General features: G+C 59.5%; 29 protein-coding genes and 2 pseudogenes. 13 read left to right on the top strand and 18 right to left on the bottom strand.

The genetic code is table 11. The features are described 5' to 3' along the window. Window positions 1–7: 7 nt before the first annotated feature. Together EYC95_RS10230 and EYC95_RS10225 are read right to left on the bottom strand one after the other, a co-directional pair. A complete protein-coding gene (locus EYC95_RS10230) occupies window positions 8–325 on the bottom strand; it encodes a hypothetical protein (protein ID WP_131060244.1) in 318 nt (105 codons plus the stop codon). A gap of 147 nt (window positions 326–472) precedes the next feature. Further along, on the bottom strand, window positions 473–667 hold the full coding sequence (locus EYC95_RS10225; protein WP_131060243.1) for a DUF2188 domain-containing protein: 195 nt from the start codon (window positions 665–667) through the stop codon (window positions 473–475). A gap of 149 nt (window positions 668–816) precedes the next feature. On the opposite strand from EYC95_RS10225, the pseudogene EYC95_RS30560 reads away from it, so the two are divergent. After that, window positions 817–957 (top strand): annotated as a pseudogene (locus EYC95_RS30560) (NUDIX hydrolase); the annotation flags it as partial. A 6-nt stretch (window positions 958–963) separates the two neighbouring features. Here EYC95_RS30560 and EYC95_RS31020 read toward each other — a convergent pair. The 10 genes from EYC95_RS31020 to EYC95_RS10175 all read right to left on the bottom strand — a co-directional run bounded on the left by EYC95_RS31020 (window position 964) and on the right by EYC95_RS10175 (window position 9,173). Next, on the bottom strand, window positions 964–1,293 hold the full coding sequence (locus EYC95_RS31020) for an alpha/beta hydrolase (RefSeq protein ID WP_371928416.1): 330 nt from the start codon (window positions 1,291–1,293) through the stop codon (window positions 964–966). Further along, complete coding sequence (locus tag EYC95_RS31015; RefSeq protein ID WP_371928415.1) at window positions 1,271–1,615, bottom strand: alpha/beta fold hydrolase; 345 nt, start codon at window positions 1,613–1,615, stop codon at window positions 1,271–1,273. The genes EYC95_RS31020 and EYC95_RS31015 overlap by 23 nt, the downstream gene beginning before the upstream one ends. Before the next feature lie 68 nt (window positions 1,616–1,683). After that, window positions 1,684–2,457, bottom strand: coding sequence for a 1,6-dihydroxycyclohexa-2,4-diene-1-carboxylate dehydrogenase (locus tag EYC95_RS10210; protein ID WP_131060242.1), 774 nt, complete (start codon window positions 2,455–2,457; stop codon window positions 1,684–1,686). Window positions 2,458–2,596: 139 nt separating this feature from the next. Continuing rightward, window positions 2,597–3,610: a benzoate 1,2-dioxygenase electron transfer component BenC gene (gene benC, locus EYC95_RS10205; protein ID WP_131060241.1), complete on the bottom strand. Its 1,014-nt coding sequence runs from the start codon at window positions 3,608–3,610 to the stop codon at window positions 2,597–2,599. A 10-nt stretch (window positions 3,611–3,620) separates the two neighbouring features. After that, window positions 3,621–4,109 carry a benzoate 1,2-dioxygenase small subunit gene (gene benB, locus EYC95_RS10200; protein ID WP_131060240.1) on the bottom strand — a complete coding sequence of 163 codons (489 nt, stop codon included), beginning with the start codon at window positions 4,107–4,109 and terminating at the stop codon, window positions 3,621–3,623. Next, window positions 4,106–5,470, bottom strand: coding sequence for a benzoate 1,2-dioxygenase large subunit (gene benA / locus EYC95_RS10195; protein WP_131060239.1), 1,365 nt, complete (start codon window positions 5,468–5,470; stop codon window positions 4,106–4,108). The genes benB and benA overlap by 4 nt, the downstream gene beginning before the upstream one ends. A gap of 149 nt (window positions 5,471–5,619) precedes the next feature. Then, a complete protein-coding gene (locus EYC95_RS10190; RefSeq protein ID WP_131060238.1) occupies window positions 5,620–6,579 on the bottom strand; it encodes an AraC family transcriptional regulator in 960 nt (319 codons plus the stop codon). A gap of 159 nt (window positions 6,580–6,738) precedes the next feature. After that, window positions 6,739–7,668 carry a catechol 1,2-dioxygenase gene (gene catA, locus EYC95_RS10185; protein WP_131060237.1) on the bottom strand — a complete coding sequence of 310 codons (930 nt, stop codon included), beginning with the start codon at window positions 7,666–7,668 and terminating at the stop codon, window positions 6,739–6,741. Window positions 7,669–7,723: 55 nt separating this feature from the next. Further along, a complete protein-coding gene (gene catC, locus EYC95_RS10180; RefSeq protein ID WP_131060236.1) occupies window positions 7,724–8,014 on the bottom strand; it encodes a muconolactone Delta-isomerase in 291 nt (96 codons plus the stop codon). Between the two features lie 10 nt (window positions 8,015–8,024). Beyond that, a complete protein-coding gene (locus EYC95_RS10175; RefSeq protein WP_165557449.1) occupies window positions 8,025–9,173 on the bottom strand; it encodes a muconate cycloisomerase family protein in 1,149 nt (382 codons plus the stop codon). Between the two features lie 127 nt (window positions 9,174–9,300). Here EYC95_RS10175 and EYC95_RS10170 point away from each other — a divergent pair, with 127 nt between their 5' ends. Next, window positions 9,301–10,182 (top strand): LysR family transcriptional regulator, encoded by an 882-nt coding sequence (locus EYC95_RS10170; RefSeq protein WP_131060234.1) that lies wholly within the window; start codon window positions 9,301–9,303, stop codon window positions 10,180–10,182. Between the two features lie 256 nt (window positions 10,183–10,438). On the opposite strand, the gene EYC95_RS10165 is transcribed toward EYC95_RS10170, so the two are convergent. Further along, window positions 10,439–11,338 (bottom strand): polysaccharide deacetylase family protein, encoded by a 900-nt coding sequence (locus EYC95_RS10165; RefSeq protein WP_131060233.1) that lies wholly within the window; start codon window positions 11,336–11,338, stop codon window positions 10,439–10,441. Window positions 11,339–11,484: 146 nt separating this feature from the next. Next, window positions 11,485–12,432: an ABC transporter substrate-binding protein gene (locus EYC95_RS10160; RefSeq protein WP_131060232.1), complete on the bottom strand. Its 948-nt coding sequence runs from the start codon at window positions 12,430–12,432 to the stop codon at window positions 11,485–11,487. A 296-nt stretch (window positions 12,433–12,728) separates the two neighbouring features. Between EYC95_RS10160 and EYC95_RS10155 the strand changes: the two genes are divergently transcribed. The 6 genes from EYC95_RS10155 to EYC95_RS10130 all read left to right on the top strand — a co-directional run bounded on the left by EYC95_RS10155 (window position 12,729) and on the right by EYC95_RS10130 (window position 17,091). Next, window positions 12,729–13,715 (top strand): aliphatic sulfonate ABC transporter substrate-binding protein, encoded by a 987-nt coding sequence (locus EYC95_RS10155; protein WP_131060231.1) that lies wholly within the window; start codon window positions 12,729–12,731, stop codon window positions 13,713–13,715. A 143-nt stretch (window positions 13,716–13,858) separates the two neighbouring features. Beyond that, window positions 13,859–14,695, top strand: a complete 837-nt coding sequence (locus EYC95_RS10150; RefSeq protein ID WP_131060230.1) for an ABC transporter permease — start codon at window positions 13,859–13,861, stop codon at window positions 14,693–14,695. Between the two features lie 3 nt (window positions 14,696–14,698). After that, complete coding sequence (locus EYC95_RS10145; protein WP_131060229.1) at window positions 14,699–15,412, top strand: ABC transporter ATP-binding protein; 714 nt, start codon at window positions 14,699–14,701, stop codon at window positions 15,410–15,412. 70 nt (window positions 15,413–15,482) lie between these two features. Then, complete coding sequence (locus EYC95_RS10140; RefSeq protein ID WP_131060228.1) at window positions 15,483–16,163, top strand: SOS response-associated peptidase; 681 nt, start codon at window positions 15,483–15,485, stop codon at window positions 16,161–16,163. Window positions 16,164–16,414: 251 nt separating this feature from the next. Continuing rightward, complete coding sequence (locus EYC95_RS10135) at window positions 16,415–16,687, top strand: hypothetical protein (RefSeq protein WP_131060227.1); 273 nt, start codon at window positions 16,415–16,417, stop codon at window positions 16,685–16,687. Between the two features lie 176 nt (window positions 16,688–16,863). Next, on the top strand, window positions 16,864–17,091 hold the full coding sequence (locus EYC95_RS10130) for a hypothetical protein (protein WP_131060226.1): 228 nt from the start codon (window positions 16,864–16,866) through the stop codon (window positions 17,089–17,091). Between the two features lie 431 nt (window positions 17,092–17,522). Here the strand turns inward: EYC95_RS10130 and EYC95_RS10125 are convergent, their stop codons facing one another. Together EYC95_RS10125 and EYC95_RS10120 are read right to left on the bottom strand one after the other, a co-directional pair. Continuing rightward, window positions 17,523–17,834, bottom strand: a complete 312-nt coding sequence (locus EYC95_RS10125; protein WP_165557448.1) for an AzlD domain-containing protein — start codon at window positions 17,832–17,834, stop codon at window positions 17,523–17,525. Beyond that, complete coding sequence (locus tag EYC95_RS10120) at window positions 17,834–18,532, bottom strand: AzlC family ABC transporter permease (protein WP_131060224.1); 699 nt, start codon at window positions 18,530–18,532, stop codon at window positions 17,834–17,836. Before EYC95_RS10120 ends, EYC95_RS10125 begins: the two co-directional genes overlap by 1 nt. Before the next feature lie 168 nt (window positions 18,533–18,700). Between EYC95_RS10120 and EYC95_RS10115 the strand changes: the two genes are divergently transcribed. Continuing rightward, the gene (locus EYC95_RS10115; RefSeq protein ID WP_131060223.1) at window positions 18,701–19,075 is read left to right on the top strand and encodes a DUF2784 domain-containing protein; all 375 of its coding nucleotides are present in this window, start codon (window positions 18,701–18,703) and stop codon (window positions 19,073–19,075) included. A 21-nt stretch (window positions 19,076–19,096) separates the two neighbouring features. Next, a pseudogene (locus EYC95_RS10110) lies at window positions 19,097–20,001 on the top strand (LysR family transcriptional regulator). Between the two features lie 2 nt (window positions 20,002–20,003). Here EYC95_RS10110 and EYC95_RS10105 read toward each other — a convergent pair. Both EYC95_RS10105 and EYC95_RS10100 read right to left on the bottom strand, forming a co-directional pair. Then, window positions 20,004–21,581, bottom strand: coding sequence for a sensor domain-containing diguanylate cyclase (locus EYC95_RS10105; RefSeq protein ID WP_131060222.1), 1,578 nt, complete (start codon window positions 21,579–21,581; stop codon window positions 20,004–20,006). 166 nt (window positions 21,582–21,747) lie between these two features. Beyond that, a complete protein-coding gene (locus EYC95_RS10100; RefSeq protein WP_131060221.1) occupies window positions 21,748–22,275 on the bottom strand; it encodes a DUF3087 domain-containing protein in 528 nt (175 codons plus the stop codon). A 226-nt stretch (window positions 22,276–22,501) separates the two neighbouring features. Between EYC95_RS10100 and ppnN the strand changes: the two genes are divergently transcribed. The 3 genes from ppnN to EYC95_RS10085 all read left to right on the top strand — a co-directional run bounded on the left by ppnN (window position 22,502) and on the right by EYC95_RS10085 (window position 25,350). Then, window positions 22,502–23,875: a nucleotide 5'-monophosphate nucleosidase PpnN gene (gene ppnN / locus EYC95_RS10095; RefSeq protein ID WP_131060220.1), complete on the top strand. Its 1,374-nt coding sequence runs from the start codon at window positions 22,502–22,504 to the stop codon at window positions 23,873–23,875. Window positions 23,876–24,283: 408 nt separating this feature from the next. Beyond that, window positions 24,284–25,018, top strand: a complete 735-nt coding sequence (locus EYC95_RS10090) for an ABC transporter substrate-binding protein (RefSeq protein ID WP_131060219.1) — start codon at window positions 24,284–24,286, stop codon at window positions 25,016–25,018. Window positions 25,019–25,125: 107 nt separating this feature from the next. Next, the gene (locus tag EYC95_RS10085) at window positions 25,126–25,350 is read left to right on the top strand and encodes a hypothetical protein (RefSeq protein ID WP_131060218.1); all 225 of its coding nucleotides are present in this window, start codon (window positions 25,126–25,128) and stop codon (window positions 25,348–25,350) included. Window positions 25,351–25,369 lie beyond the last annotated feature (19 nt).

Raw genomic sequence — 25,369 nt, 5'->3', positions numbered from 1 at the left:
TACCGGGCTAGCTGGAAACTGGCTTATTACAGGTGTTCCGCCATTTATCCGCGAACGTATTGATTGCCTTGCTCTTGAGTTCTGAAGAATCGAGGACGGGCTGGTTGTACGCTTCGTTGATCAGCATTTCACCTAACGCGTCGTGATCAGGATTACCCGACTTCCCCGCCAGCAAACTTTCTTTCGATTCGCCATTCTGCCGAGACTGCATGATCGATCCGGCCAATGTACGGAAAACATCGCAGACCATTTGATTAGTGTGGATTTCGCCTGGCGCCTGGGTTTGAGCCTGACTTACGCCAGCAAAACAAAGAGCAGACCACACTGCCAGCGCAGTCCAGCGACTTTCAACATGAGTTCATCCTTGGATTGAAAGCGGGCACCCTATCACCCGAATGTCGCGCTTAGAATCCTCCTGGCCGTGGTTTTACGACAAAAAAAGCCCCGGCATTCCAGGGCTTCAAGCTCACGCTCATTCTGATTTCCGACTTCGAGTCGATCGACCCGCTTTGTAGCCAGGCAGCGCAGCCGCGTAGGCCAGTGCTTCCTCTCTGCTGGCAAAGGCACCGAGCCGGTCGCCTTTGGTGCAAACCCGCCAAGGGCCGTTGTTTACGCTGAGTACGTCATAACCGTTCATGTGCATTTTGTTAAGCATCGGAACGCTCATATTCACCTCCTTTTCGGCAGTGATAAGCCACGATTGACTTGGCTACCTTACACCCGACCTTTGCTCAAGTGCCGACCAGACGTCGCGCCAGGTTTCGACATTCCTTTGCACTTTCTGTCGCCCCCCTTACTCCAACCCTTGAAACAGCGGCTTCGGTGCTCAACTCGGACGAGGCTTGGCCACAAAATGAAATTTTCGATTGCATGCGGTATCCGCTGGACGCGGTCCAGAACCTGAACACAAGCGACGCCACGCTCAAGATTGTCAGGACCTTTCAGCGCCGCCTGTAATGGTGTCTAGGCTAACGCGGTCGCGGCCTTGTCGATAAACGCCGCAATCTCGGCCGGCATCGAGGCCAGCGAAGCATGGCTGGCGTTCAAGGTCAGTACTTCCCTGGCGTTCAGTCGCCCGGCCATCCATTGCTGATATTGCGGCGCGATCATGCGGTCATCGCTGGACACCTGATACCACGACGGCTTGGTCTTCCACGCCACCATTTTAATGGTGTCACCGAAAGTACTGGCCAGGGGCGCTTTCTGGGTGAGGCCCATGACCAAGCCTTCGGTCGCGGGCAGATCCTGACAGAAACTTTCGTGGTAGAGCTCAGGTTTGACCCACAAATACATCGCTGTCGGATGCCAGGTTGGCCGCCGCCACGGGAGGATGCCGCTGAGTGATGCGGCCGGGACTTTCACTGGCGTCCGGGGCGAATGCGGCGATGTACACCAGCCCCACGACATTCGGTTGATCGTCGGCCTCGGTGATCACCGCGCCGCCATAGGAATGCCCACCCGCAATACCTGCCCCGGCACCTGAGCGACCATCTTGCGCGTGCGCTCGGCATCGTCGGCCAGTGACGTCAGCGGTATCTCGACCGCGCGGATCTTCGTGTAGCCCTTGGTCAACAGTTCGGCGATGACTTTGTTCCAGTGGGCGGCACCGCCCCAAAAACCATGGACCAGCACAATCGTGGGTTTGTCGCTCATATGTTTGCAGGTTGTTTTTAATGAGTCGCGTCAGCCCTGGTCGCCGCCGCCCACCGGCATGATCATGCCGGTGATGTACGACGCTTCGTCGCTGGCCAGAAACAGAATAGCGCCTGCCTGCTCATCCAGCGTGCCGTAGCGTTTCATCAAACTGCTGTCGAGCGTCTGGTCGACAATTTGTTGGTACCAGACCTTTTCTTCGGCGCTTTGCTCTGTGCTGTTACGCGGGATGACCCGCGGCGGTGCTTCGGTACCACCGGGTGCGGTGGCATTGACCCGAACCCCGCGACCGGCGGTTTCAAACGCCAGACAAGCGGTCAGCGCATTGACGCCGCCCTTCGCGGCGCCGTACGGCACGCGATTGATGCTGCGAGTGGCGATGGACGAGACGTTGACGATAGCGCCGCTGCCTTGTTCAAGCATGTACGGCAGCGCGGCATGGCAGCACCATAGCGTCGGAAACAGCGAACGACGGACTTCGGCTTCAATCTGCTGCTCTTCGTAGTGCTCGAAAGGCTTGGCCCAGATCGTACCGCCCACGTTGTTGACCAGCACATCCAGACGCCCAAAGCGCTCGACGGCAGCGCGCATCACGCGGCTGCATTCGCTGTATTGCTCAAGGTCGGCGGTCAGCGCGAGCACCTGGCTGCCCTGCCCCAATTGTTGCTGCACCTCGAACACCAAATCCGAGCGATCGACCAGAATCAACCGCGCACCCTCGGCGGCCATACGCTCCGCCACCCGCCGACCGATGCCTTGCGCCGCGCCAGTGATCAGCGCGACTTTGTCTGTGAATCTGTTCATACCTACCTCGTGGCGAATATTGTTTTCGCGGTGAGTCGCTTTTCGTAGGAGCCAAGCTTGCCGGCGAAGGCGCACTCAAGGACGCCTTCGCCGGCAAGCCTGGCTCCTACAGGAAACGTGAGTCACTGCTGACAAATGCTCAAGCCGCGCTGGCGGCGAATTTCTCGTAGTAGAAGTTCGTCGGCGCGACGCCTTGTTCGCGGATGAACTGACTGACCGCTTCGACCATCGGCGGCGGGCCGCACAGGTAGACGTCGACGTCGCCATCGTTCAAATGCCGTGGCTCGATGTGCTGGGTCACGTAGCCCTTGAGCGGGTGCTGGCTGTCGGGGTTGGCGACGCAGGCACTGAAGCTGAAATTCGGGATTCGCGCGGCCAACGCTTCGAGCCGGTCCAGTTCCACCAAATCGAAATCGTTGGTCACGCCGTAGATCAAATGCAGCGGATGCTCACTGCCCTGCTCGGCGATTTTTTCCAGCATCGCGGTGAACGGCGCCAGACCCGTACCGCCGGCCAGCAGCAACAACGGCCGGCGGATGTCGCGCAGGTAAAAACTGCCCAACGGCCCGGCCAGGCTCATGCTGTCGCCGGCCTTGGCCATGCCGGTGAGGAAGCTGCTCATCAAGCCGCCGGGAACGTTGCGGATCAGGAAACTGACCTCGCCGTCACGCTGCAGCGAGCTGAAGGAATAAGCGCGGGTCTGCTCGCTGCCGGGAATTGCGAGGTTCACATACTGGCCTGGCAGGAACGCCAGTTTGCTCAGCGCCTCGCCCTTGATCGACAGCGCAATGGTGCTGTCGGACAGCTGCCGCACGGCGTTGATGGTGGCGTCGTAACTGGCCTGCTGCGTACGGCAGACTTGCGATGAGGTCGGCACCCGCACCACGCAATCGCTCTGGGCGCGCATCTGGCAGGTCAGGACAAAACCCTGTTCGGCTTCGTCCGCCGTGAGCGCGTCTTCGATGTATTCCTCGCCCAAGTCATAACGACCGGCCTCGGCGAAACACTTGCAGGTGCCGCAGGCGCCGTCGCGGCAATCCAGCGGAATGTTGATGCCTTGGCGATACGCGGCATCGGCCACGGTTTCGCCCACATTGGCGTCAATGAACCGAGTGACGCCGTCTTCGAAATTGAATGCAATGGAATGAGTCATGACGGCCGCCTCAGAGGTGGTAGACATCGATGACCTGGCGAACGTAATCGTTCTTCAGGATCACTTTCTTGGCCTTGATCAGCGGGTTTTCGCCGCGCACATCAAGGGTGTAGAAACTGCTGCCGAAATAGCTGTCGACGGTCTTGTAGCGAAAGCTCAGGGTGTGCCAGTTGAAGCGCACCTTGCACAGACCATCGGCCTGCTCAAGCAACTCGATGTTGCTGATGTTGTGCGAAGTCCGCGTGTCCGGAATGCTCGCACTGGAACGCTCGGTCTTGATGCGGAAGATACGGTCTTCCAGGCCTGTGCGGTTGCCGTACCAGATCAGCGAGATTTCGCGCTGCGGGTCCTCGGTCAACTCGTCGTTGTCGTCCCAGGACGGCATCCAGAACGAGGCATCGGCGGCGTACAGTTCCAGCCAGTCATCCCATTGCTTGTCGTCGAGGTAGCGTGCTTCGCGGTAGAGAAAATCGCGCACGGCGTCATAGGTGATGCTCATTGCACGGCCTCCACAGCGATCAATTCGGACTGTTCGGCGGCCAACGCCTTGAGCATGGTGTACTGCCAATACTTGTGTTGCAGCACGAACAGGCCTTCGTCTTCGGTGCGCACGCCGCTTAGCAGTGGATGCAGGTCAATTTCCTTGGCCGCCTCATCGGCGCCTTCGACCCAGTGCTCGGCACCGCGGGACATGTCATTCCACGTCGTGACGCTGCCCTGATAGCTGGTCTGGCAGGAGCGAAACTCTTCCAGATCGTCCGGGGTGGCCATGCCGCTGACGTTGAAGAAGTCTTCGTACTGACGAATCCGGCTCGAACGGGCGTGGTCGCTTTCGCCTTTGGGGGCGATGCAATAAATGGTGATTTCCGTGCGGTCGACCGAGATCGGCCGGGCGATGCGGATCTGCGAACTGAACTGATCCATCAGGTACACGTTCGGGTACAGGCACAGGTTGCGCGAGTTCTCGATCATCCAGTCGGCGCGGGCCTGGCCGAAGTCTCGGGACAGTTCGTCGCGGCGCTCGTAGAGCGGACGATCCTCGGGGTTTGACCAGCGGGTCCAGAGCAGCATGTGGCCCTTGTCGAACGAGTAGAAACCACCACCCTGTTTGGCCCAGGTCCCGGCGCTCATCGTCGGGTTGCTATCGCCGGATTCACGCTGTTTTCGCTGGTTTTGGGTGGCAGCGTAGTTCCAGTGCACGGAGCTGACGTGGTAACCGTCAGCGCCGTTTTCCGCGGTGAGCTTCCAGTTGCCTTCGTAGATGTAGCTGGATGAGCCGCGCAGCACTTCGAGGCCATCGGCGGACTGGTCGACGATCATGTCGATGATCTTCGCCGACTCGCCCAGGTGCTCGACCAGCGGCACCACATCAGCCTTCAGGCTGCCGAACAGGAAGCCGCGATAGGATTCGAAACGCGCAACTTTGGTCAGGTCGTGGGAGCCTTCACAGTTGAAGCTCGCCGGGTAACCCGCAGCCGCAGGGTCTTTGACCTTGAGCAGCTTGCCGGAGTTGTTGAAGGTCCAGCCGTGGAACGGGCAGGTGTAGGAGCTTTTGTTGCCGGTCTTGTGCCGGCACAGCGTCGCGCCGCGATGGCTGCAGGCGTTGATGAAAGCGTTGAGCACACCTTCCTTATTGCGCGCGATGAAGATCGACTGACGCCCCATGGTGGTGGTGTAGAAATCGTTGATATTGGGGATTTGACTTTCGTGCGCCAGGTACAGCCAGTTGCCTTCGAAGATGTGTTTCATCTCCAGGTCGAACAGCCGTGGGTCAGTGAACATCTCGCGCTTGCAGCGGTAGATGCCCTGTTTTTTGTCGTCTTCAAGCAGGGAGTGAAGGTATTCGGGTCGCAGGGACATGGCCGCCGCCTCCATTGTTTTTATTCAGGCAGGGCCATGCTAGGACGGGGGGATGGGGCGGACTATCCAATGGGTGCAGACGTGTATCCGTTTACTGCAAACAGCCCACTTCCCTGTAGCTGCCTTGTGGCGAGGGGATTTATGGTGAGTCAGTCGCGGCGTTTGAGGGTGTCGGAAGGCAATTCGCCGAACTGCTTGCGGTAGTTGTCGGAGAACCGGCCCAGGTGCAGGAAGCCGTAATCCATGGCCACTTCCGTGACGTTGCGCACGTTACAGGTCGGGTCGCTCAGGCACAGGTTGATGCGTTCGAGTTTCTTCTGCCGGATGTAGTTTTTCGGCGAGGTGCCGGCGTTGCGCTCGAACAAGCCGTACAACGAACGCAGGCTCATACTCGCCTGGCGCGCCAGTTCTTCACTGTCGATGTCTTGCTTGAGGTTGCGCGCGATGTAATCGGCAATCACCTCGAACGTCGCCGACGACGAGCCAAGGCTGCTGCGGATGACGTTGGTTTTCATCAGGCTGAGCATCTTGCTGACGATGATCTGCGCGTAGTGCTCCTGCACCCGGGGGATCTGCTCGGTGGCTTCGGCTTCCTGGCAAATCATCGCCAGCAGGCCGACGAAACCTTCTAGTTCATCGAGCTGATAACGGTTTTCAAGAAACCGCACGCCCTGCCCCGGATAGCGCCAGCGTTGCTCCTCGCACACCGATTCAAACAGCCGGGTGGGCACTTTGAGGATGAATTTTTCGCAATCGTCGGAGTACGTCAGGTCCACCGGATCGTCGGGGTTGATCAGCAGCAATTCACCCGGCGCGAAGTAATGCTCCTGACCGTGACCGCGCCACAGGCAGTTGCCACGCAGCAATACTTGCAGATGGTAGATACTTTCCAGCGCACCGGAGGTCACCCGCACGCTGGCGCCGTAGCTGATGCGGCACAGGTCCAGGCTGGCGAATTTGCGATGATCGAGGCTGGCCAGTGGGCGGCCGACCCTGGGCATCAGGATGCAATGGTTGCCAACATGCTGATTGACGTAACCCGACACCGCGTAAGGGTCGGCGTGGTCGAATATTCTGCTGCGCTGACTCAATAGTTGCGCGTGCATCATCGGGTCACTCTCGTTGTTGTTATAGGTGTTGTCGGGCCATTCTAAGGCCGTACTTGCAGCGGCGTGTCAGTGGGCTGACATGTGGAAGGTTCGGGCCCCTTCGCGAGCAACTCGAATCGTCGCACCGCCGCTCCCACACGGTTCGGCTGTTCGAGGTAATCAATCCTCGAGCGCACGAACCCGTTCGTGGCGTTGCTGCTCTTCAGGTTGCGCGGAGGTCTGCAAGGTGAAATCGAAGTCGATTTCGGCAAACCGGCCACTGACGCCATGGGCCGCTGCACGCTGCGGATCGTCGCTGAAGGTGATGTGGGCGATCAGTTCGTCGCGGGTGGCATAGGCGAAATCGTCGTGCAGGTATTGGTCACCGTCGAGGTTGATCTGGGTGGTCAGATGACGATGGTCCGGCGCGGAGATAAAGAAGTGAATGTGCGCCGGACGCTGGCCATGACGGCCCAGTTGATCGAGCAGTTGCTGGGTCGGACCGTCCGGCGGGCAACCGTAGCCCGACGGCACGATGCTGCGGAAACGATAGCGACCCTCGGCATCGGTGACAATGCGGCGGCGCAGGTTGAATTCCGATTGCGTGGTATCGAAGTAGGAATATGTGCCGCCCGTGTTGGCGTGCCAGACATCCACCACCGCACCCGCCAGCGGTTCGCCTGCGGTGTTACGCACCTGGCCCTGCATGAACAGGACCACGCCCGGGTCGACGCCATCATCCAGTCGCGACTCACCCTCAGACAGCGGCGCACCCGCCACATACAGCGGGCCTTCGATGGTCCGCGGCGTACCGCCCGCCTTTCCCGCCTGCTCGTCTTCGGCGTCCATCAGCAAGTCCAGGTAATGTTCCAGACCCAGCCCTGCCACCAACAAACCGGCTTCCTGTCGCGCGCCCAGCACGTTGAGGTAATTGACGGCTGTCCAGAACTCTTCCGGGGTGACGGCCAGGTCTTCGATGATGTTCACCGAATCACGCAGAATGCGGTAGACCAGGGCTTTGACTCGCGGGTCGCCGGCGTCGTTGAGCAAGCCGCTGGCGTCTTCGAGAAACTTCTGGGCACTGGCAGTGTGGGAAATCTTGACGTTCATTTTGGGTGGTTCCTCATCTTGTAATTATTAGCGTAGCGAACTGAACAGGCTGGGTTCAGCGGTCATCCTCGCGAATGGAAGAAGGATGCCGGCACATCGCGTCGACCTCGATCGCCATGTACGGAAACAGCGGCAATTGCATCAGCAGGTCGTGCAGTTCCTGAACGCTGTCGACGTCGAAAACGCTGTAGTTGGCGTAGTGCCCGGCGATGCGCCACAGGTGACGCCACTTGCCTTGCTCTTGCAGGCGCTGGGCCAGGGCTTTTTCATCGGTCTTGAGCTGGGTGGCGAGATCCGGATTGATGTCGACCGGCAGATTCACGGTCATTTTTACGTGGAATAGCATGATGCTCTCCTCAGGCTTGCTGAACGGAAGTGGATGTTTTGTCACGACGGAAAAACGCCAAGCGTTCTTCGTCCAGGCACAGGCCAAGGCCCGGTGTCTGCGGGACATGCAGCGCAAAATCGCGATAGACCAGCGGCTCGCTGAGCAAGTCTTCAGTCAACAGCAACGGGCCGAACAACTCGGTGTCCCAGGCCAGTTTATTCAGGGTGATAAAGGCATGGGCCGAGGCCAGCGTGCCGATCCCACCTTCAAGCATAGTGCCGCCGTACAAACCGATACCGGCGGCTTCGGCGATGGCGGCGGTACGCAGCACGGCGCGTGGTCCGCCGTTCTTCGCGATCTTCAGGGCGAACACCGAAGCGGCCCCTTCGCGCGCCAGATTGAAGGCGTCTTCCACGCACTCGATGGATTCATCGGCCATGATCGGCGCCGGGCTCACGGCATTCAGGCGCGCCATGCCGGCGCGGTTATTGCGCGAGATCGGCTGTTCGATCAGGTCGATGCCGTTGCTGCCCAGTATCCGGCAGGCGCGCTGTGCAACCGCCTCGTCCCAGGCCTGATTGACATCGACCCGCACACTGGCGCGATCGCCCAGGGCTTTCTTGATGGCGATGACGTGGGCCAGATCGCGATTGACTTCACCGGCACCGATTTTCAGTTTGAAGATCCGGTGGCGACGCAGGTCGAGCATTTTTTCCGCTTCGGCGATGTCCTCGTCGGTGTCACCGCTGGCGAGGGTCCACGCCACCGGCAGCGCATCACGAACGCGGCCGCCCAGCAACTCGCTGACCGGCAGGCCAAGGCGCTTGCCATGGGCGTCGAGCAAGGCGGTTTCGATACCTGACTTGGCGAAGGTGTTGCCACGGATGCTGCGCTCCAGGCGCAACATCGCTGCATTGATGTTGCCGCTGTCCTCACCGATCAGCAGAGGTGCTATGTGTTTGTCGATGTTGGTCTTGATACTGTCCGGGCTTTCGTTGCCATAGGCCAGGCCGCCGATGGTGGTCGACTCGCCGATCCCTTCAATGCCATCGGCGCAGCGCACGCGGATGATCACCAGGGTCTGGTTCTGCATCGTGTGCATGGCCAGTTTGTGCGGGCGAATGGTCGGCAGATCGATGATGATCGTCTCGATCGATTCAATGGCTGTTGCACGCATGTCGATACCCGTCAGGTTCTTGAAGTTCTGAATTGGATTCTCGTACGGCTTTTTGCCCACGGCCAATATAGAATTGGTCTGGCTCGATACCTTAAAGGTATTCAACTGATCAATGCCTGGAGGCCCCATGGAACTGCGTCACCTGCGGTATTTTCAGGTATTGGCTCAAACCCTCAACTTCACCCGCGCCGCCGAACTGCTGCACATTGCCCAGCCGCCTCTGAGCCGGCAGATCCAGCAGCTGGAAGATGAACTCGGGGTGATATTGCTGGAGCGCGGCCGTCCGCTGAAGCTGACCGACGCCGGGCGTTTCTTCCATGAACATTCCACCGCCCTGCTCGAACAACTGGCCAAGGTGTGCGACAACACGAAGCGGATTGGCCTGGGGGAAAAGACCTGGCTGGGCATCGGTTTTGCTCCATCGACGCTGTATGGCGTACTGCCGGACCTGATTCGCCGTTTGCGCAGCGGCGAGCCCTTGGAGCTTGAGCTCGGGCTGTCGGAAATGACCACGTTGCAACAGGTGCAGGCGCTCAAGGCCGGGCGCATCGACATCGGTTTCGGGCGGATTCGCATCGACGACCCGGCGATCATCCAGACGGTATTGACCGAAGACCGGCTGGTTGCCGCCCTGCCCGCCGGTCATCCGCTGCTGGCCGGCCCGATCAGCCTTCGCCAACTGTCCAAGGAACCCTTTGTGCTGTACCCCGGAAATCCGCGCCCCAGCTACGCCGATCATGTGATTGCACTGTTCGAGTCCTACGGCGTGAGCATCCACGTGGCGCAATGGACCAACGAGCTGCAAACAGCAATCGGACTGGTGGGGGCTGGAATCGGCGTCACGCTGGTGCCCGCGTCGGTGCAGTTGCTGCACCGCGACGACATTGGTTTCACCCCGTTGCTGGAAGACAACGCGACCTCACCGATCATTCTCAGCCGGCGCGTAGGCGACGTGACGCCGGGTTTGAATCATTGTTTGAAAATGATTGACGAGTTGCTGCCGCGGTGATGAAACAGCCAATAAGTGACCTGGGACTTGGGGGCTTTTGTGGCAAGGGGGTTTACCCCCGTTGGGCTACGCAGCAGCCCCCGGCATTCTGTCAGGCACTCCGAAGTTGGCAGGATTTACGACTGCTGCGCAGCCGAACGGGGGTGAACCCCCTCGCCACAAAAGCCCTCTTGCCACAGTTCTGAGTTATGCCTGTTTAACTGGCGCGCATTCCCACCCGTTCTATGTGTTGGCTGTTGCTCATTTCGCTGAGGTTTTAGTGAGAATCCCCATCCCACAACCAGTTCCAGATCCCCGGCAACTTCTCTGCCTCTGAACCGCTACTAACGGTACGCGCCAAGGCCGCACGTTGCAGCGCCGCCGTGTTGTCGTAAAACGGTTCTTGCGCCACCGTCACCCCGGTGGCACGGGCGCTATCGAGCAGAATTTGCAGGTATTCGCGGGCATGCCGGGCGGTGTAGCGATTCAGGTCGTGAAAGGTCACCACCACCGGAACCACGCCGTCCACCGTCGGCAATTCTGCCAGCGCAATGCGTTCACGCACTTCGGACAGTTGCCGCAGCATGTTGGCCCGCCGCCGAGGGCTGGCGTTGAAACCCCAGATCTTGCCGTCGTTGGCGCTCAGGTCGGTCAGCAACAGGTGCATACCATGCCGCTGGTAGGCCGTTAACACACGTTTGTCGTAATTCCAGAACGGCGGGCGCACCAAGGCGGGCGGCGCGCCGGTGATCGCGGCGATGTCGGCACTGCCTTTGCCCAGCGACTGCTCCAGCTCTTGCGGGCTGAGCGAGCGGTGATTGGTGTGCGAATGGGTCGCCGTGTGGAAACCCAACACATGCCCTTCAGCCTGTTCCCGGTGCATGACCCCGCGCCCGATGTCGCTGTCGCCAGCCCGAGGTACGCCGGTCTGGACGAAGAACACCGCTTTGATTCCCGGTTGCACCGGGTTCTGCGCGAGGCTGTCGAGCACCGTCATGCTCGGGTTCCAGAAACTCGACGCGCTGGGACCGTCGTCGAAGGTCAGCAGAAAGCGGATCGGTGGCTGCTCGCGCAGACGCTGTTCAGTCTGCGGGGTCAGTTCGATCGGAGAGGCAATGCAGCCAACCAGCCCGACAGCGAGGGCGAGCGCAGAGAGAACCTTGAACAGCTGTGTCATGGTTTGCCTTGGACCAGACCGTTACGGTCATCACGTTAAACGGCAAAAACCCTTCGCCCATTCATCCATTGTCGGCCCGCAGGTGCCAGCAGGCCGAGGTTGGATCAGGGTACACAGTGTTTGGTTCCAGCGCTCACCCTCGTGGATTACTGCGCCAGCGACTGCTGGAACGAGCTGTCGATATTCGGTGCGGTCGCCAGTGCCGCCGGCAGCGCCCTGACCTTGAACAGGAAGTCCGCGGTGCTCTGCAAATCCTTTGCAGCTTGGGCATCCACCGGGCCGACGGTCATGTGTGCCTGACGCAGCCAATGGCGCGACACGTTCTGGTCGAGGTTGGCCTTCTTCGCCCAAAGATCGGCGTACTCGTCGGTGTGGTTGTCGACCCAGGCCCGGGCTTTTTTCAGGCGCACCAGAAAGTCGGCGATGGCCTCGCGCTTGCTCTCGATCGACGGCGTCGAAGCGGCAATGGCGCTCAGGCCCGGCATAAGATTTTTCGCCGTGAGAATCGGCCGGGCACCGGAGAACAGAATCTGCTGGGAAATGTAGGGTTCCCACACCGGGAACGCGTCGATGCTGCCTTGCGGCAACGCGGCGGCGGCGTCGATCGGCATCAGTTTGATGAAGTCGACGTAGTCTTCCGGCAGATCGGCTTTTTCCAAGGCGCGCAGGGTCAGCTGCTGACTCCAGGCTCCCGGCCAGTAAGCGACTTTCTTGCCCTTCAGATCGGCAATGGTTTTGACCGGTGAGTCCTTGGGCACCAGCAAGGCGATGGTGTCCGGGTTCTGCCGCGACACGCCGATCAACTTCACCGGCGCCTGTTTGGCCGCCAGGAACAGGAAGCCGGAATCACCGAGAAAGCCCACATCCAGGGCACCCGTGTTCAGCGCTTCGGCCAGTGGAGCGGCGGCCTGAAAGTGCTTCCAGTCGACGGTATAGGGCGCCCCTTCCAGCACTCCCGACGCCTCCACCGAGGCGCGAACGTTGTAGTAGTTCTGATCCCCGACGTGCAACACGACGGGTTCTGCGGCATGGATCAGTGGCGCGGCAAACACTGCGCTGGTCAACAGACCGCGCACAAATCGGGACAGGTCCATCGAAGGCTCCAGGAACATTATTCGTATAGACCCTAACGCTCTTACAGCCACGATTATAAATTCGATTTATGCATAAGCTCATGACCAGTAAAAGTTGCTGTTCGCCCAGCAACAGCGACTCAACAGACTGTTTTCACCGGTACAGCCAATTTCCTCACCCTCGCCGCCAAAGCCTCGAAAAGCCTGCCACTGCGCGACATGGCACAGAGCCTGCAATATTTCTTTTACGCAGGAAGCATTCGTAAAAAATAAATTTTTGGACATAAGAATCTCGCCACCTTGCCCGGAGCTGTCCCATGAAACCGACCTTCCGCTTTCCAAACGTCAGGTACCTGCTGAGCGCCTGCGCCCTGGCCCTGAGCCTGCAACCTATGGCGCAGGCAGCCGAAACCGCGCCGGCCGAAGTGCACTTGGATTACGCCTATTACTCGCCAGTGAGCCTTGTGCTCAAGCACTTCGGATTCCTGGAAAAGGCCCTGCCACAGACCAAGGTCAGCTGGGTGTTGAGCCAGGGCAGCAACCGTTCGCTGGAATACCTCAACAGTGGCGGCGTCGACTTCGCTTCGTCCGCCAGCCTGGCCGCCGTGCTCAGCCGCGCCAACGGCAGCCCGATCAAATCGGTCTACGTGTACAGCCGCGCCGAATGGACCGCACTGGTGGTGCGCAAGGATTCGCCGTACAAAACCGTCGCCGATCTGAAGGGCGAGAAAATCGCCGCTACCAAAGGCACCGACCCGTACCTGTTCACCTTGCGCAGCCTGCAACAGGCCGGCCTGAGCAAGGACGATGTCGAGCTGGTGCACTTGCAGCATCCGGACGGTCGCACCGCGCTGGAAAAAGGTGACGTCGACGCCTGGGCCGGCCTTGATCCGCACATGGCGGCCAGCGAAATTCAGGCCGGTTCGCGCCTGCTGTATCGCAACACCCACTTCAACAGCTACGGCGTGGTCAGCGTCACCGAGACCTACGCCAAAGAACATCCTCAGACCATCGAAACCGTCCTGAGCGCCTATGAAAAGGCCCGTGACTGGGCGGTGAAAAACCCTGACGAACTGGCGCAGTTGCTCGCCAGCGAATCCGGCCTGCCGCTGGAAGTGGCCAAGCTGCAGCTGTCGCGCACCGACCTGAGCAGCCCGCAATTGACCGCCAAGGATGTGATCGCCTCCAAGGCCGCCGCACCGATCCTGGTCTCTGAAGAACTGGTTCGCCGTGGGGTGAATGTCGACCAGGTGATCGATCAGTTGATCGACACCGGATTCAAGGAAACCGTGGCCCGTCAATAACAGCAAAAGCTCGCAGCCTCGTTTCACTCGACAGCTCCTACAAGGAACGCATATTTGCGTGCAGGAGCTGTCAAGTAGAACGAGGCAGCGAGCTTTTGATTTTGCCCGCGCCCGTCGCGGATTCGTCGTGACTGGAGAAACCCATGACCAGCAAAAGCAAAGACCTGCCCGCCCCCCTGGCATTACCTGCACCCGGTGGCCTGAGCAACGCCTGGAAACTGCGCCTCAAGGGCCTGGCGCTGCCGGTGCTGATCATCTTGGTGCTGGAATGCGTCGTGCGCATCGGCTGGCTGCCGTCCTATCAAATGCCGGCCCCGAGCGAGGTCGCGCGGACCCTCAGTGACCTCGCCGAGGGCGCGTTGTGGAAACACATCAGCGCCAGTCTGCTGCGGGTGCTGCTGGGTTTCGCCATTGGCGCCAGCCTGGCCCTGGCGTTCGCCGCGTGGGTCGGTTTGAGCCGCGAAGCCGAAGCGTATCTGGAACCGACGTTCGCCGGTTTGCGCTCGATTCCGAGCCTGGCCTGGGTGCCGCTGTTGCTGTTGTGGCTGGGCATCGACGAGACCTCGAAAATCGTCCTGATCGCCATCGGCGCGTTCTTCCCGGTGTACCTCAACGGCGTCGCGGCGATCCGCGACATCGACCGCAAACTGGTGGAAGTCGGGCAAATGTACGGCTTCAGCCGCCGGCGTCTGGTGCGGCGGATTCTGTTGCCCGCCGCCCTGCCCGGCCTGTTCACCGGATTGCGCAGCGGCATGAGCCTGGCCTGGATGTTTCTGGTGGCCGCCGAGCTGATCGCCGCCACCAAAGGCCTGGGTTATCTACTCAGTGACGGGCGCGAAACCTCACGCCCGGACATCGTCCTGGCCGCCATCATCGTATTGGCGCTGCTGGGCAAACTCAGCGACGGCATCCTCGCCGGCCTGGAGAAACGCTTCCTGGCCTGGCGCGACACCTTCAACGGCCAAAGTGCAGAGGATTGAGCCATGACCGAACACCTGCTGGACATTCGCGTCGAGCGCAAAACCTTCGCCGCCATTACGGTCCTCAACAACATTCATCTGCAATTGCAACCCAGGGAAACCGTCAGCCTGCTCGGCCCCAGCGGCTGCGGCAAAAGCACCTTGCTGCGGATCGTCGCTGGCCTGGAAAAGGACTTCCAGGGTGAGCTGCGCAACAACGCCGGGGAAGTCGCTTTCGTGTTTCAGGAACCCCGGCTGATGCCCTGGCTGACGGTTGAGCAAAACATCGGCTTCAGCGCCGATAGCCACTACGACAAGGCCTGGGTCGCGCAATTGATCGAAGAAGTCGGCCTCGGCGGCTTTGCGCAGGCGCTGCCCAAAGCCTTGTCCGGCGGCATGGCGCAACGGGTGGCGATTGCCCGCGGCCTCTACTCGCGACCGCAGGTTTTGTTGCTCGATGAGCCGTTCAGCGCAGTGGACGCTTTCACGCGGATGAAACTCCAGGACCTGCTGCTGCAACTGGCCGAGCGGCATGCCATCGCCCTGCTGCTGGTGACGCACGATGTCGATGAAGCGCTGTACCTCAGCGATCGCGTTTTGGTGATGGACAATCGCCCGAGCAGTATTCGTCAGGAACTGGCCGTGGAGCTGCCGCATCCTCGCGACCGACGGGCCCCGTTGCTCGCGCAACTGAAGGCGTTGTCGTTGACCGAGTTGCAGCGTGCGCATGTGATTTGATCGGTGTCCGTGAAACCTTCGCCGGCAAGCCGTGCTCCTACACTGAAAGCTCCAGCCGGAGGATCAGCCGATGTGCGGACGACTGTCGCAGTACCGTGGCATTCACGACTTTGTCGCGGTGCTGAGCATTCCCGACGCGCTGATCAACCATGTCGGTGATGAACCGCTGGCCCGCTACAACGCCGCGCCCACCACCCAGCTCGCGCTGTTGCACCTAGAGCCCGACGGGTTGCACGCCGACTCGGTGCGCTGGGGATGGCGTCCGCACTGGGCAAAGGATCGCGCGGCGCCGATCAACGCCCGGGTCGAGAAAGTGGCGCATGGCCCGTTCTTCCGGGCGATCTGGCCGCACCGTGCGATTGTGCCGATCGATAACTGGTTCGAATGGGTGGATGCCGGCGATTCGACGAGGCAGCCGTGGCTTATTCGTCGACGGGATCGGGCGCCGATTTGCTGCGTGGCAATCGGCCAGTTTGCCCACGGGGGCAACGAGCCGCGCAGCGACGACGGTTTTGTCATCATCACGGCAGACAGCGCCGGCGGCATGCTCGACATTCATGACCGGCGGCCGGTGGTGGTGTCAGCTGAGTTGGCGCGCGAATGGCTGGACCCGGCCACGCCTAAAGAGCGCGCCGAGCAAATGGTACTGATGCAGGGTGAAGCCAGCGAAGTATTCGAGTGGTACAGGGTCGATAAAGCGGTGGGAAATGTCAGGAATCAGGGTTCGATGTTGATAGATAAGCTTATTTAAAGTGGATCCATTCCTGGACCTGAATAATCGCAAGTCATAAACGTTATACAGGCTGCTTCATTGTAGAAACACTTGTCGATGTGCGGCCAAACGACGCATTAACCGCTTGTCTGACAATCGAATCATCGTACATACATTTAGTAACGCTACAGCTAGCATGCGCGCCGCATTTCCGTCGGCAGTACCCAGTTGACCAAAGAGTCAATAACCAAGGAAATCCCTAAATCTAACAAGCCTTGCAGAGAACTAAGTTGCGCGACGATCTTGTAATTAATCAAGTCAGCGGTCTGGAGTGCGTGTACCTGTCGCTGACAGAACGCTATCAACTTGACTGTTTTATCGGGCAATACATAAAGACCCGAAACCTGCGTTCCGTCCCCAATATCAACGACATCCTGCATTCTACCCTCGCGACCTATTCCGGCAAACCGCCGGTCATGGTCAACGAGCTGAATGCCTGGATCGACAAGACGTTGGGCTATCGGGCCTCCCACCCTGATTTTCCGCCGCTGGAAGATCTTTGAAGTGATGCGGTTCAGTTCAACACTGAACGAACCGGACATCGTTGCACTCTGAAGAAGAGGCCCGTCAAGGCCTCTTTTTTTTGCTCTCATCATTTGCACAAGGATTGCACCGCAGACTTTCCGAATGCCCTGTTCAACGACTGACCCAAAGCCCTGGCGGACTTCAGGAGGAATACATGAGCGAACTCGTTCCCTATGCCGAGCACTATTTGCTCGATGGCGTTCGGCCGCACTTTTTCAAACTGGTCGAACAGTTCTCCGATGTAGAAGCGATCCATTCGGCCTCTGCGCATGCCTTTGCGCAATCCGACCGAAAGATCGCCGCACACGCCTCACTCGAAGCGGCGCGCTTAAGCGCTAAACAATTGGGCATCACGCACATACGCTGGAATGAGGCGATTTGACACCGCCTTTGTGGCGAGGGGATTTAGCGAAACGTCGCACCGCCTCGTTCGGCTGCGAAGCAGTCGTAAATCGAGACAACCCGGTCAATATGAACGGACGCTGGGGGCCGCTTCGCGACCCAACGGGGCGGTGCGACGATTCGATAAATCCCCTCACCACAGTTTTTTGCTCTACTGGAGATTGTCTTGAGCTTGATCGCGGTTTGGTATGCAGATCGGTCAAGGCTTTAGCGGAATCTCTATATCGCGGTCTGAGAGCTCTCGACTGTCGTCATGTTTCCAAGTCTTCTCTGAACGCCTCTGCCGCTCAATCTCCTCCTCCGTGGGTTCATCTTCTTCATCCAGGCCCGTACGTTTAGGATCGTTGGCCATACTCACCTCGCTTCCTGATGGAATCCTCTTTAAGCGTAGAACAATTTCCCGAGAGCGACTCAAAGCCACCAGCGCAGCAAAAAGAAAAACCCCATGCTCAACAACATGCTGAGCAAGGTATTGCGGGTGTACAGCACCAATCCCACCGCCACCAGCGAACTGATCAGGTACGGATTGTCCCACTGCAAGTTCAGCTGTTTTTCCGGCATGAACACAATCGGCCCGCAGATCGCGGTCAACATCCCCGGCACGGCAAAACCGAGAAACTGCCGGGCATTGCTGCTCAGGCGAAGCGGCAGCCTGGGTTCGAGGAATACGTAGCGGTTCAGGAAGACGAGCACGCCCATCCCGATAATCACAGCCCAGACCATCATGTGCGCCCCCCATAGAATTTGTTGCAGATAAAGCCTGCGGTCATGCCCAGCAACCCCGACAGCACCAGCGCCGAGCCCCATTGCCAGTAACTGAACAACACCGAGCAAAACAGCGACACCGCGACGCACACCACCGTCGGAACGTTGCGCACCACCGGGGTGATCAGGGCAATAAAGGTCGCGGCGATGGAGAAGTCCAACCCCAGGTGTTCGAGGCCGGGAATGCTGCTGCCCAGGACGATGCCGGCCAATGTGAACAGGTTCCAGGCGATATAAAACGTCAGGCCCACGCCCAAGGCGTACCAGCGATTGAACTGCTGTTTGTCATGCTGGCTGGTCAGCGCGAACAGCTCGTCAGTGAGCAAAAAACCCAGCCCCACGCGCCAGCGACCCGGCAGCGGTGAAATCACCGAACGCAGGCTCATCCCGTACAGCAAATGCTGGGAGGTGAGTAACAGCGTGGTCAGCAGGATCGAAAAGACCCCGGCGCCGCCCTTGAGCATACCGATGGCGACCAGTTGCGCGGCACCGGCAAACACGATGCTCGACAAGCCCTGACCTTGCAGTGGCGTGAGATTGGCCTCGATGGCCATGGACCCGGCCAACAGCCCCCAGGGCGCAGTCGCCAGGGACAACGGCATGATCGCCACGGCGCCGCGAAGAAAGGCGCTGCGCGGCATGAGTGAGTTCGACATAACGCTCTACAACCAGGGAAAGTCGCCAGACTGTGCCAGCAGTTGCGTTCGATGGCTTGAACAATCTTGCGCACTTGCGGGCAACGCTTCCCGAAGTGTTCTGAACAGCAGTAGTGAAGAGAACCCGAGTACCATGGAGCCATTCGCATAACGCGTCAGGGAGTCGACATGCTTTACCGGATTGCCGCCGATGGGCTGGTGCTGTTTCATCTGATGTTCATTCTGTTCGTGCTGTTCGGCGGGCTGCTGGTGCTCAAATGGCGCCCCCTGATCTGGTGGCACCTGCCCGCCGCGGCGTGGGGCGTGAGCGTGGAAGTCTTCCACCTGACGTGCCCGCTGACGCAATGGGAAAACCTCATGCGCGAGGCCGCCGGGCAAACCGGCTACGGCGGTGGCTTCATTGAGCATTACGTCTGGCCGGTCATCTACCCGGCCGGGCTGACACCCGCGATTCAACTGGCGCTGGGCAGCGTGGTGCTGGCGATCAACGTCGTGGTCTATCTTCGGTTGATCAGACTGTGGAAGTTACGCCGGGCAGCCTGAAACACCCGCCGAGGACAGGACATGCTGTCGATTGAAGACCTGACGTTGCTCCAAGCTATCCGCGAAACCGGCAGCCTGTCGCGGGCCGCCGCTCACTTGGGCAAAGCGCCGTCAACGGTGTCTTACGCCGCGCGGCAACTGGAGGAGCGCTTCGACGCCTTGTTGTTCGACCGACGTCGCTATCGCTTGCAGCTGACCCCGGCCGGTGAGTTGCTGGTGAACGAAGCGGCGCGGCTGATGCAAGACGTCTCGCGGCTGACCCAACGGGTGCAACAAGTGGCCAATGGCTGGGAGAGCCGGTTGTGGATCGTCACCGACGAACTGCTCGAATTCGAAGCCTTGATCCCGGTGATTCACGAGTTCGATGCGCTGGAGTCCGGCGTACCGCTGCGCATCACTCACGAAGTGCTCAAAGGTGTGTGGGAAGCCCTGCGTGAAGGCCGCGCGGACTTGATCATTGGCGCCACCAATGAACCGCCGGCCATCCCCAGCCTGCGCTGGATGCAGTTGGGTGAGATGGAATGGGTGTTCGCGGTCTCGCCCAAACACCCGCTGGCCAAGGCCAGGGAACCGATTTCACGCGCCATGGTTGCGCAGCACCGGGCGATTGTCGTGGCCGATTCGTCCAGGGTTACCGAGGGCAGCACCTATGGCGTCTCATACTCGCCGTGCCGACCATGCGCGCAAAGATTCTCGCCCAGTGCGATGGCCTCGGCGTGGGCTGGTTGCCCAGGCATCGGGTCGGCGCGTTACTGAGAAGCGGCACGCTGGTGGAAAAGCAGATGGCTGATCCGCGCGAGCCGAACATTCTGTACGCCGGCTGGCGCGGCGATCATGACGGTCGCGCACTGGGCTGGTGGCTGGAAAAACTCAAGCAATCGTACCTGTCTACAAAACTGGTCCAGGGCAGCGATCGCTTCGTTTGAACTCAGTTTGCAATGACACTCATGTTCCGCCCACTGGCCTTGGCCACGTACAAGGCCTTGTCCGCAGCGCTGACCAAATCGTTGGGCTGATCCTGTGAGGCCGGGGTATAGGCGCAAACCCCGACACTGACGGTCACCGTACCCTCCGGGCACTCGCTGTGTTCGATCCCCGCTTGCTGTACCGCTCGGCGAATTTTTTCCGCGACCAGGAACGCCCCCACATAGTCGGTGCCGGGCAGCACAACCGTAAATTCCTCGCCGCCATAGCGAGCGGCCAGATCGCCGGGGCGTTTGATGTTGTCCTTGATGATCGCGCTGATTTTGCGCAAACACTGATCCCCTGCCACATGCCCGTAACGATCGTTGAAACTCTTGAAGTGATCGACGTCAATCATCAACATGGCGAGATGGGTCAGGGTGCGCCTGGCACGGCCCATTTCCGCGAGGATGAACAGATCGAACTGACGCCGGTTGGAAAGCCCGGTCAGTGCGTCTTCGAGCGCCAGCAATTCAAGGCTGCGGTTGACCTCGATGAGCTTTTCCTGGGCATCGAGCAACACGCTCTGAATGTGATTCTGCTGCTTCATGAAGCGAATGAGGCGATAACCGAGCCCGCCCAGAAACACCAGCAGCAACAGCACGATGCCGGCGCTGAGGATTGACTCCTCGCGCCAGCCGGCCAGCACGTCATTCTTGTCGAGAGCGGCGAAGACGATCAGCGGATAACCATCGACCCGTCGAAACCCCACCACTCGCTCGACACCATCCACATAAGACTTGACGGTTGCCGTGCCGGAATTGCTCTTGGGCAACAGTTGCGTAAACAGCGGGCCCTTGGCGACGCTGGTGCCGACCTCCGCTTCGTTGAAAGGCCGGCGAACGACGATGGTGGCGTCGTCGGCGATCAGGTTGATCACGCCGTTTTTACCCATGTCGATGCTGTCGTAGAGCCCGAGGAAATGGCTGAGATAAATCGATGCCAGCGCCACACCGGCAAAGCTGCCATCCGGATGATTGATCCGGCGTGACACGGTCATGATCCATTCGCTGGTCGATCGACTCTTGATCGACGGGCCGATATGGGGGCCGCGGTCAGGATGATCACGATGGTAGATGAAATACTCACGGTCGGAATTGTTCGCACCGGGTATATCCGCGCCGTTGGAATTGGCGATCCACCCCCCTCGCTCGTCAAATACGAACAGGCCATGGAGCTGGCTCAGCTCACTGCGTTGGGTGCTGAGCAAGCGGCGCAACCTGGGTAGCTGCGCCGCAGCCACGCCCTCGTTTTCGAGGCGGTCCACCAGGGTAAACAGCAGCGTATCGGCCTGTTTGACCGACGCCTGCGCTTGCGATGCCAAGGTCTGGGCAAGGTTGGACATTGCCACTTCTTTGTCATGCAAATGGTACTGGCGCGAGTTCCAGGCTTCCCAGATGACAATGGCCGTCATGGACAGGCACACCGCCACGAGCAGGACAACCGCGTAACGGACCCTGAGCCTGGACTCAATGTGCTCGGGCACCCGAGGTGCGACGGGCCGGGTGTGTTCAATTCGGTCGTTGATGGACGGATGTCCCATGACGCTCCCTGAATCGTTATGACATGGCGAATTTTCCCGTTCGCCCTTTTTGCGCCATCCAGCTGTGTCTGACACTCGGATCGCAATGCCCCATCAGAAACAAGATAGGTGATTTTGCTAGCGTTGTGACGGGTTTGTGTGGGGTGACGATGCCACCCCACGGGTTTTACTTCGGCGTCTGCTTCACCGCTTCCAGCCAGGCGGGATTCAACTGCGTCTGTTCGGTGTCGAGGCCCAGTGTTTCCATCCGCTCCTTGTGCTGCTCCATTTCGCGGCTCAATTGGCCATGATCGCTGGAGTTTCCGTCCAGTTCGTGCATCTGGCTCAAGCCCAGGTGGTAGAAACGCAGCAGCTTCATGGCCGTCGGGTCACCCACCTCCACTGCTGCCGTTACCTGATGCATCACATTGGTGATGCTCATCAGGCTGCGTTTGAGCTGCCAGCCGTACACCGCCGGCGCCATCCACGCCTGAGACCAGAACGTACCGCGCATCAACGCCACCATCAGCAGCACCGCGACAAACACGCCGCCGACGTTAAATCGCAGATTGTCGCCCCCAGGCTCACCAAACAGCGCCACCGCCGCAGTGGACAGCACCATCGCCAGCGCGAGGAATATCAGCGCAATAATCACCGTGCTGCGCCGTGTCTGCTTTCGAAAAAGTTCGGCGTTCATCGGCTGGATTTCGAACATCGTGACGGGGTTCCTTGCATCAATGGTAAAAGGCTCGGAGAGCGAAAAGACTGCGGGGCATTATCGCCCCTGCGCAGGATTTAGCTATGCTGGGCATCTCTTCATCTTTTCATCGTCAATCGGGGAACATGGCGATACAGCGCAGTTCGTGCCATCTTCTTTCATGGATACACACTATTCGGATGCCATTTGCCTGTATGAATGACATCGTTTTAAGGATCATTGAATGACCCAACGACATGTAATCAACGCCTCCGTCAGCCCTAAAGGCAGCCTGGAAACCCTTTCTCAACGTGAAGTACAGCAACTGAGCGAAGCCGGATCCGGCAGCACCTACACGTTATTCCGCCAGTGCGCCCTGGCCATCCTCAATACCGGCGCCCATGTTGATAACGCCAAGACCATTCTCGAAGCCTACAAGGACTTCGAAATCCGCATTCACCAGCAAGACCGCGGCGTCCGCCTCGAACTGCTGAATGCTCCGGCCGACGCCTTCGTCGATGGCGAAATGATCGCCAGCACCCGGGAAATGCTCTTCAGCGCCCTGCGTGACATCGTCTACACCGAAAACGAACTCGATAGCCAACGCATCGACCTGAGCAATTCCCAGGGCATCAGCGACTACGTGTTCCACCTGCTGCGCAACGCCCGCACCCTGCGCCCCGGCGTCGAGCCGAAGATCGTGGTGTGCTGGGGCGGCCACTCGATCAACACCGAAGAATACAAATACACCAAGAAAGTCGGCCACGAACTGGGCCTGCGCAGCCTCGATATCTGCACCGGCTGCGGCCCCGGCGTGATGAAAGGCCCGATGAAAGGCGCGACCATCGCCCACGCCAAGCAGCGCATCCACGGCGGCCGTTACCTGGGCCTGACCGAGCCCGGCATCATCGCCGCCGAAGCGCCGAACCCGATCGTCAACGAGCTGGTGATCCTGCCGGACATCGAGAAACGCCTGGAAGCCTTCGTGCGCGTGGGCCACGGCATCATTATTTTCCCCGGGGGCGCCGGCACGGCTGAAGAGTTCCTGTACCTGCTCGGCATCCTGATGCACCCGGACAACGCCGGCCTGCCCTTCCCGGTCATCCTCACCGGGCCGAAACATGCCGCACCGTACCTGGAGCAACTGGATGCGTTCGTCGGCGCGACGCTGGGTGACGCGGCGAAGCAACATTACGAAATCATCATCGACGACCCTGCTGAAGTCGCGCGCCAGATGACTCAAGGCCTCAAAGTGGTCAAACAGTTCCGCCGCGAGCGCAACGACGCGTTCCATTTCAACTGGCTGCTGAAAATAGACGAAGGCTTCCAGCGCCCGTTCAACCCGACCCACGAAAACATGGCCAACCTGAAACTCAGCCGTGACCTGCCCGCCCACGAACTGGCAGCCAACCTGCGCCGCGCGTTCTCCGGGATCGTCGCCGGCAACGTCAAGGACAAGGGCATCCGCCTGATCGAAGAACACGGGCCTTACCAGATCCGTGGCGATGCAGCGGTGATGCATCCGCTTGATCAATTGCTCAAGGCCTTTGTCGCACAGCACCGGATGAAACTACCGGGTGGCGCGGCTTATGTTCCGTGTTATCAAGTGGTTGCGTAATAAACGGCGCCTGACAAACACCCAATCCACTGTAGGAGCGAGCCTGCTCGCTCCTACAAAGATTCGGCGTACACCTTCCGCTCCTCACCACTCAACAGGCCGAGCGTTAGAAACTCCGCTGAGCCTCTCCAGCTATCTGCAAACAGCTGCGCGAGCATATTCGTAGCCCACAGGTGCATGTTCCTTCCTCGCCGACAACTGACTTCCAGCGATATCAGTATGGAAGAGAAAGGAACGGACTACCTATATCGCGAGCAAGCCCGCTCCCACAGTTCGATTGCGTGTTGCCGCTTCCCCCCTGCACAACGCTGATAAATCCTGAAATCTGACGCAATAGTCCGACAATTTCTCGGGACAGTTGAATGAGCGCGTACTAAGATCTGCACCTCATTCAATCAAGGACGATTCATGAAGCGCATTGCCGGTTGCCTGTTGTCTTTCCTGACACTCACTGCGGTGGCGGCCGATCTGAACCTGCTCACCGACAACCATCCGCCCCTGCATTTCCAGCAAGGCAACCAACTGGTGGGGTTTGGCGTGGATGTGGTGCAGGCGCTGGCCGAAAGTGCCGGCGATCAGGTGCATTTCCAACAAGTCCCTTTGCTGCGTGCCTTGCGTGTCGCCAGCACCGAGCCTGCCACCGGGGTGTTTACCGTGATGCGCACCGCCGAACGCGATGGCCAGTACCAGTGGGTCGGTCCGTTGATGGAAGTGGAAACGGCACTCTACTCCGCCAATGGCACCCAGCAACCGGTGCACAGTTTGCAGGAAGCCGGCAGCCTGGGCCGCATCGTTGTCCCGCGAAAATGGCTGGTCTACAGCTACTTGCAGAAGCAGGGTCTGAACAATTTATACGGCGTGGAAACGCCCGAACAAATGATGCGCCTGGCGCGCCTGGGCCGTACCGAATTCGTGGTGTCGGATACCCTCTCCATCACCGCCCTGGCGCGGGAAGAAGGTCTGGCGCCCAGTCAATTGCATTATCAAATGCCGTTGATGAAGCAAGGCACCTACATCGCGTTTTCTCCGCTCACCGATGCTCGTCAGGTGGCGCGTTGGCAGCAGGCGCTGGAGGAGATGAGCCGCGACGGACGCCTCGAACAACTCAAGCAGCGTTGGCTCAACGACAACCCACCCCGTTGACGGTGGATCAACGCGCTCGATATCAACTATGCGCAAGGGTGTTTTTTCATCGCGATGCTCCAGCACTACAGTGGCCACATCTTCTCCCCACCTACTGGAGCAACATCATGAAAAGCATCATCGGTCTTGGTTTCGCCCTTTCGGTTCTTGGCGCCACATCCGCCATCGCCGCCCCACACGCCACCTCGCAAGTTGTTGCCGGGGGTAAAGTCAGCCAACCGGCTACGTTGAACGTGAACACTGTCGACCTTGATCACAAAGACAGCCAGGCAAGCAAACTCTACGTCGCTGAAAACCGCCCTGAGTTTGGTTCGAAGTATCAGCGTTATTGATCAACGGCTTTGCGCCGCT

The sequence above is a fragment of the Pseudomonas sp. BGI-2 genome, assembly GCF_004310295.1.
In the GTDB taxonomy this organism is placed as follows: domain Bacteria; phylum Pseudomonadota; class Gammaproteobacteria; order Pseudomonadales; family Pseudomonadaceae; genus Aquipseudomonas.
The sequence above is the reverse complement of the archived record's forward strand: the minus strand, read 5'-3'. Positions and strand labels throughout refer to the sequence as shown.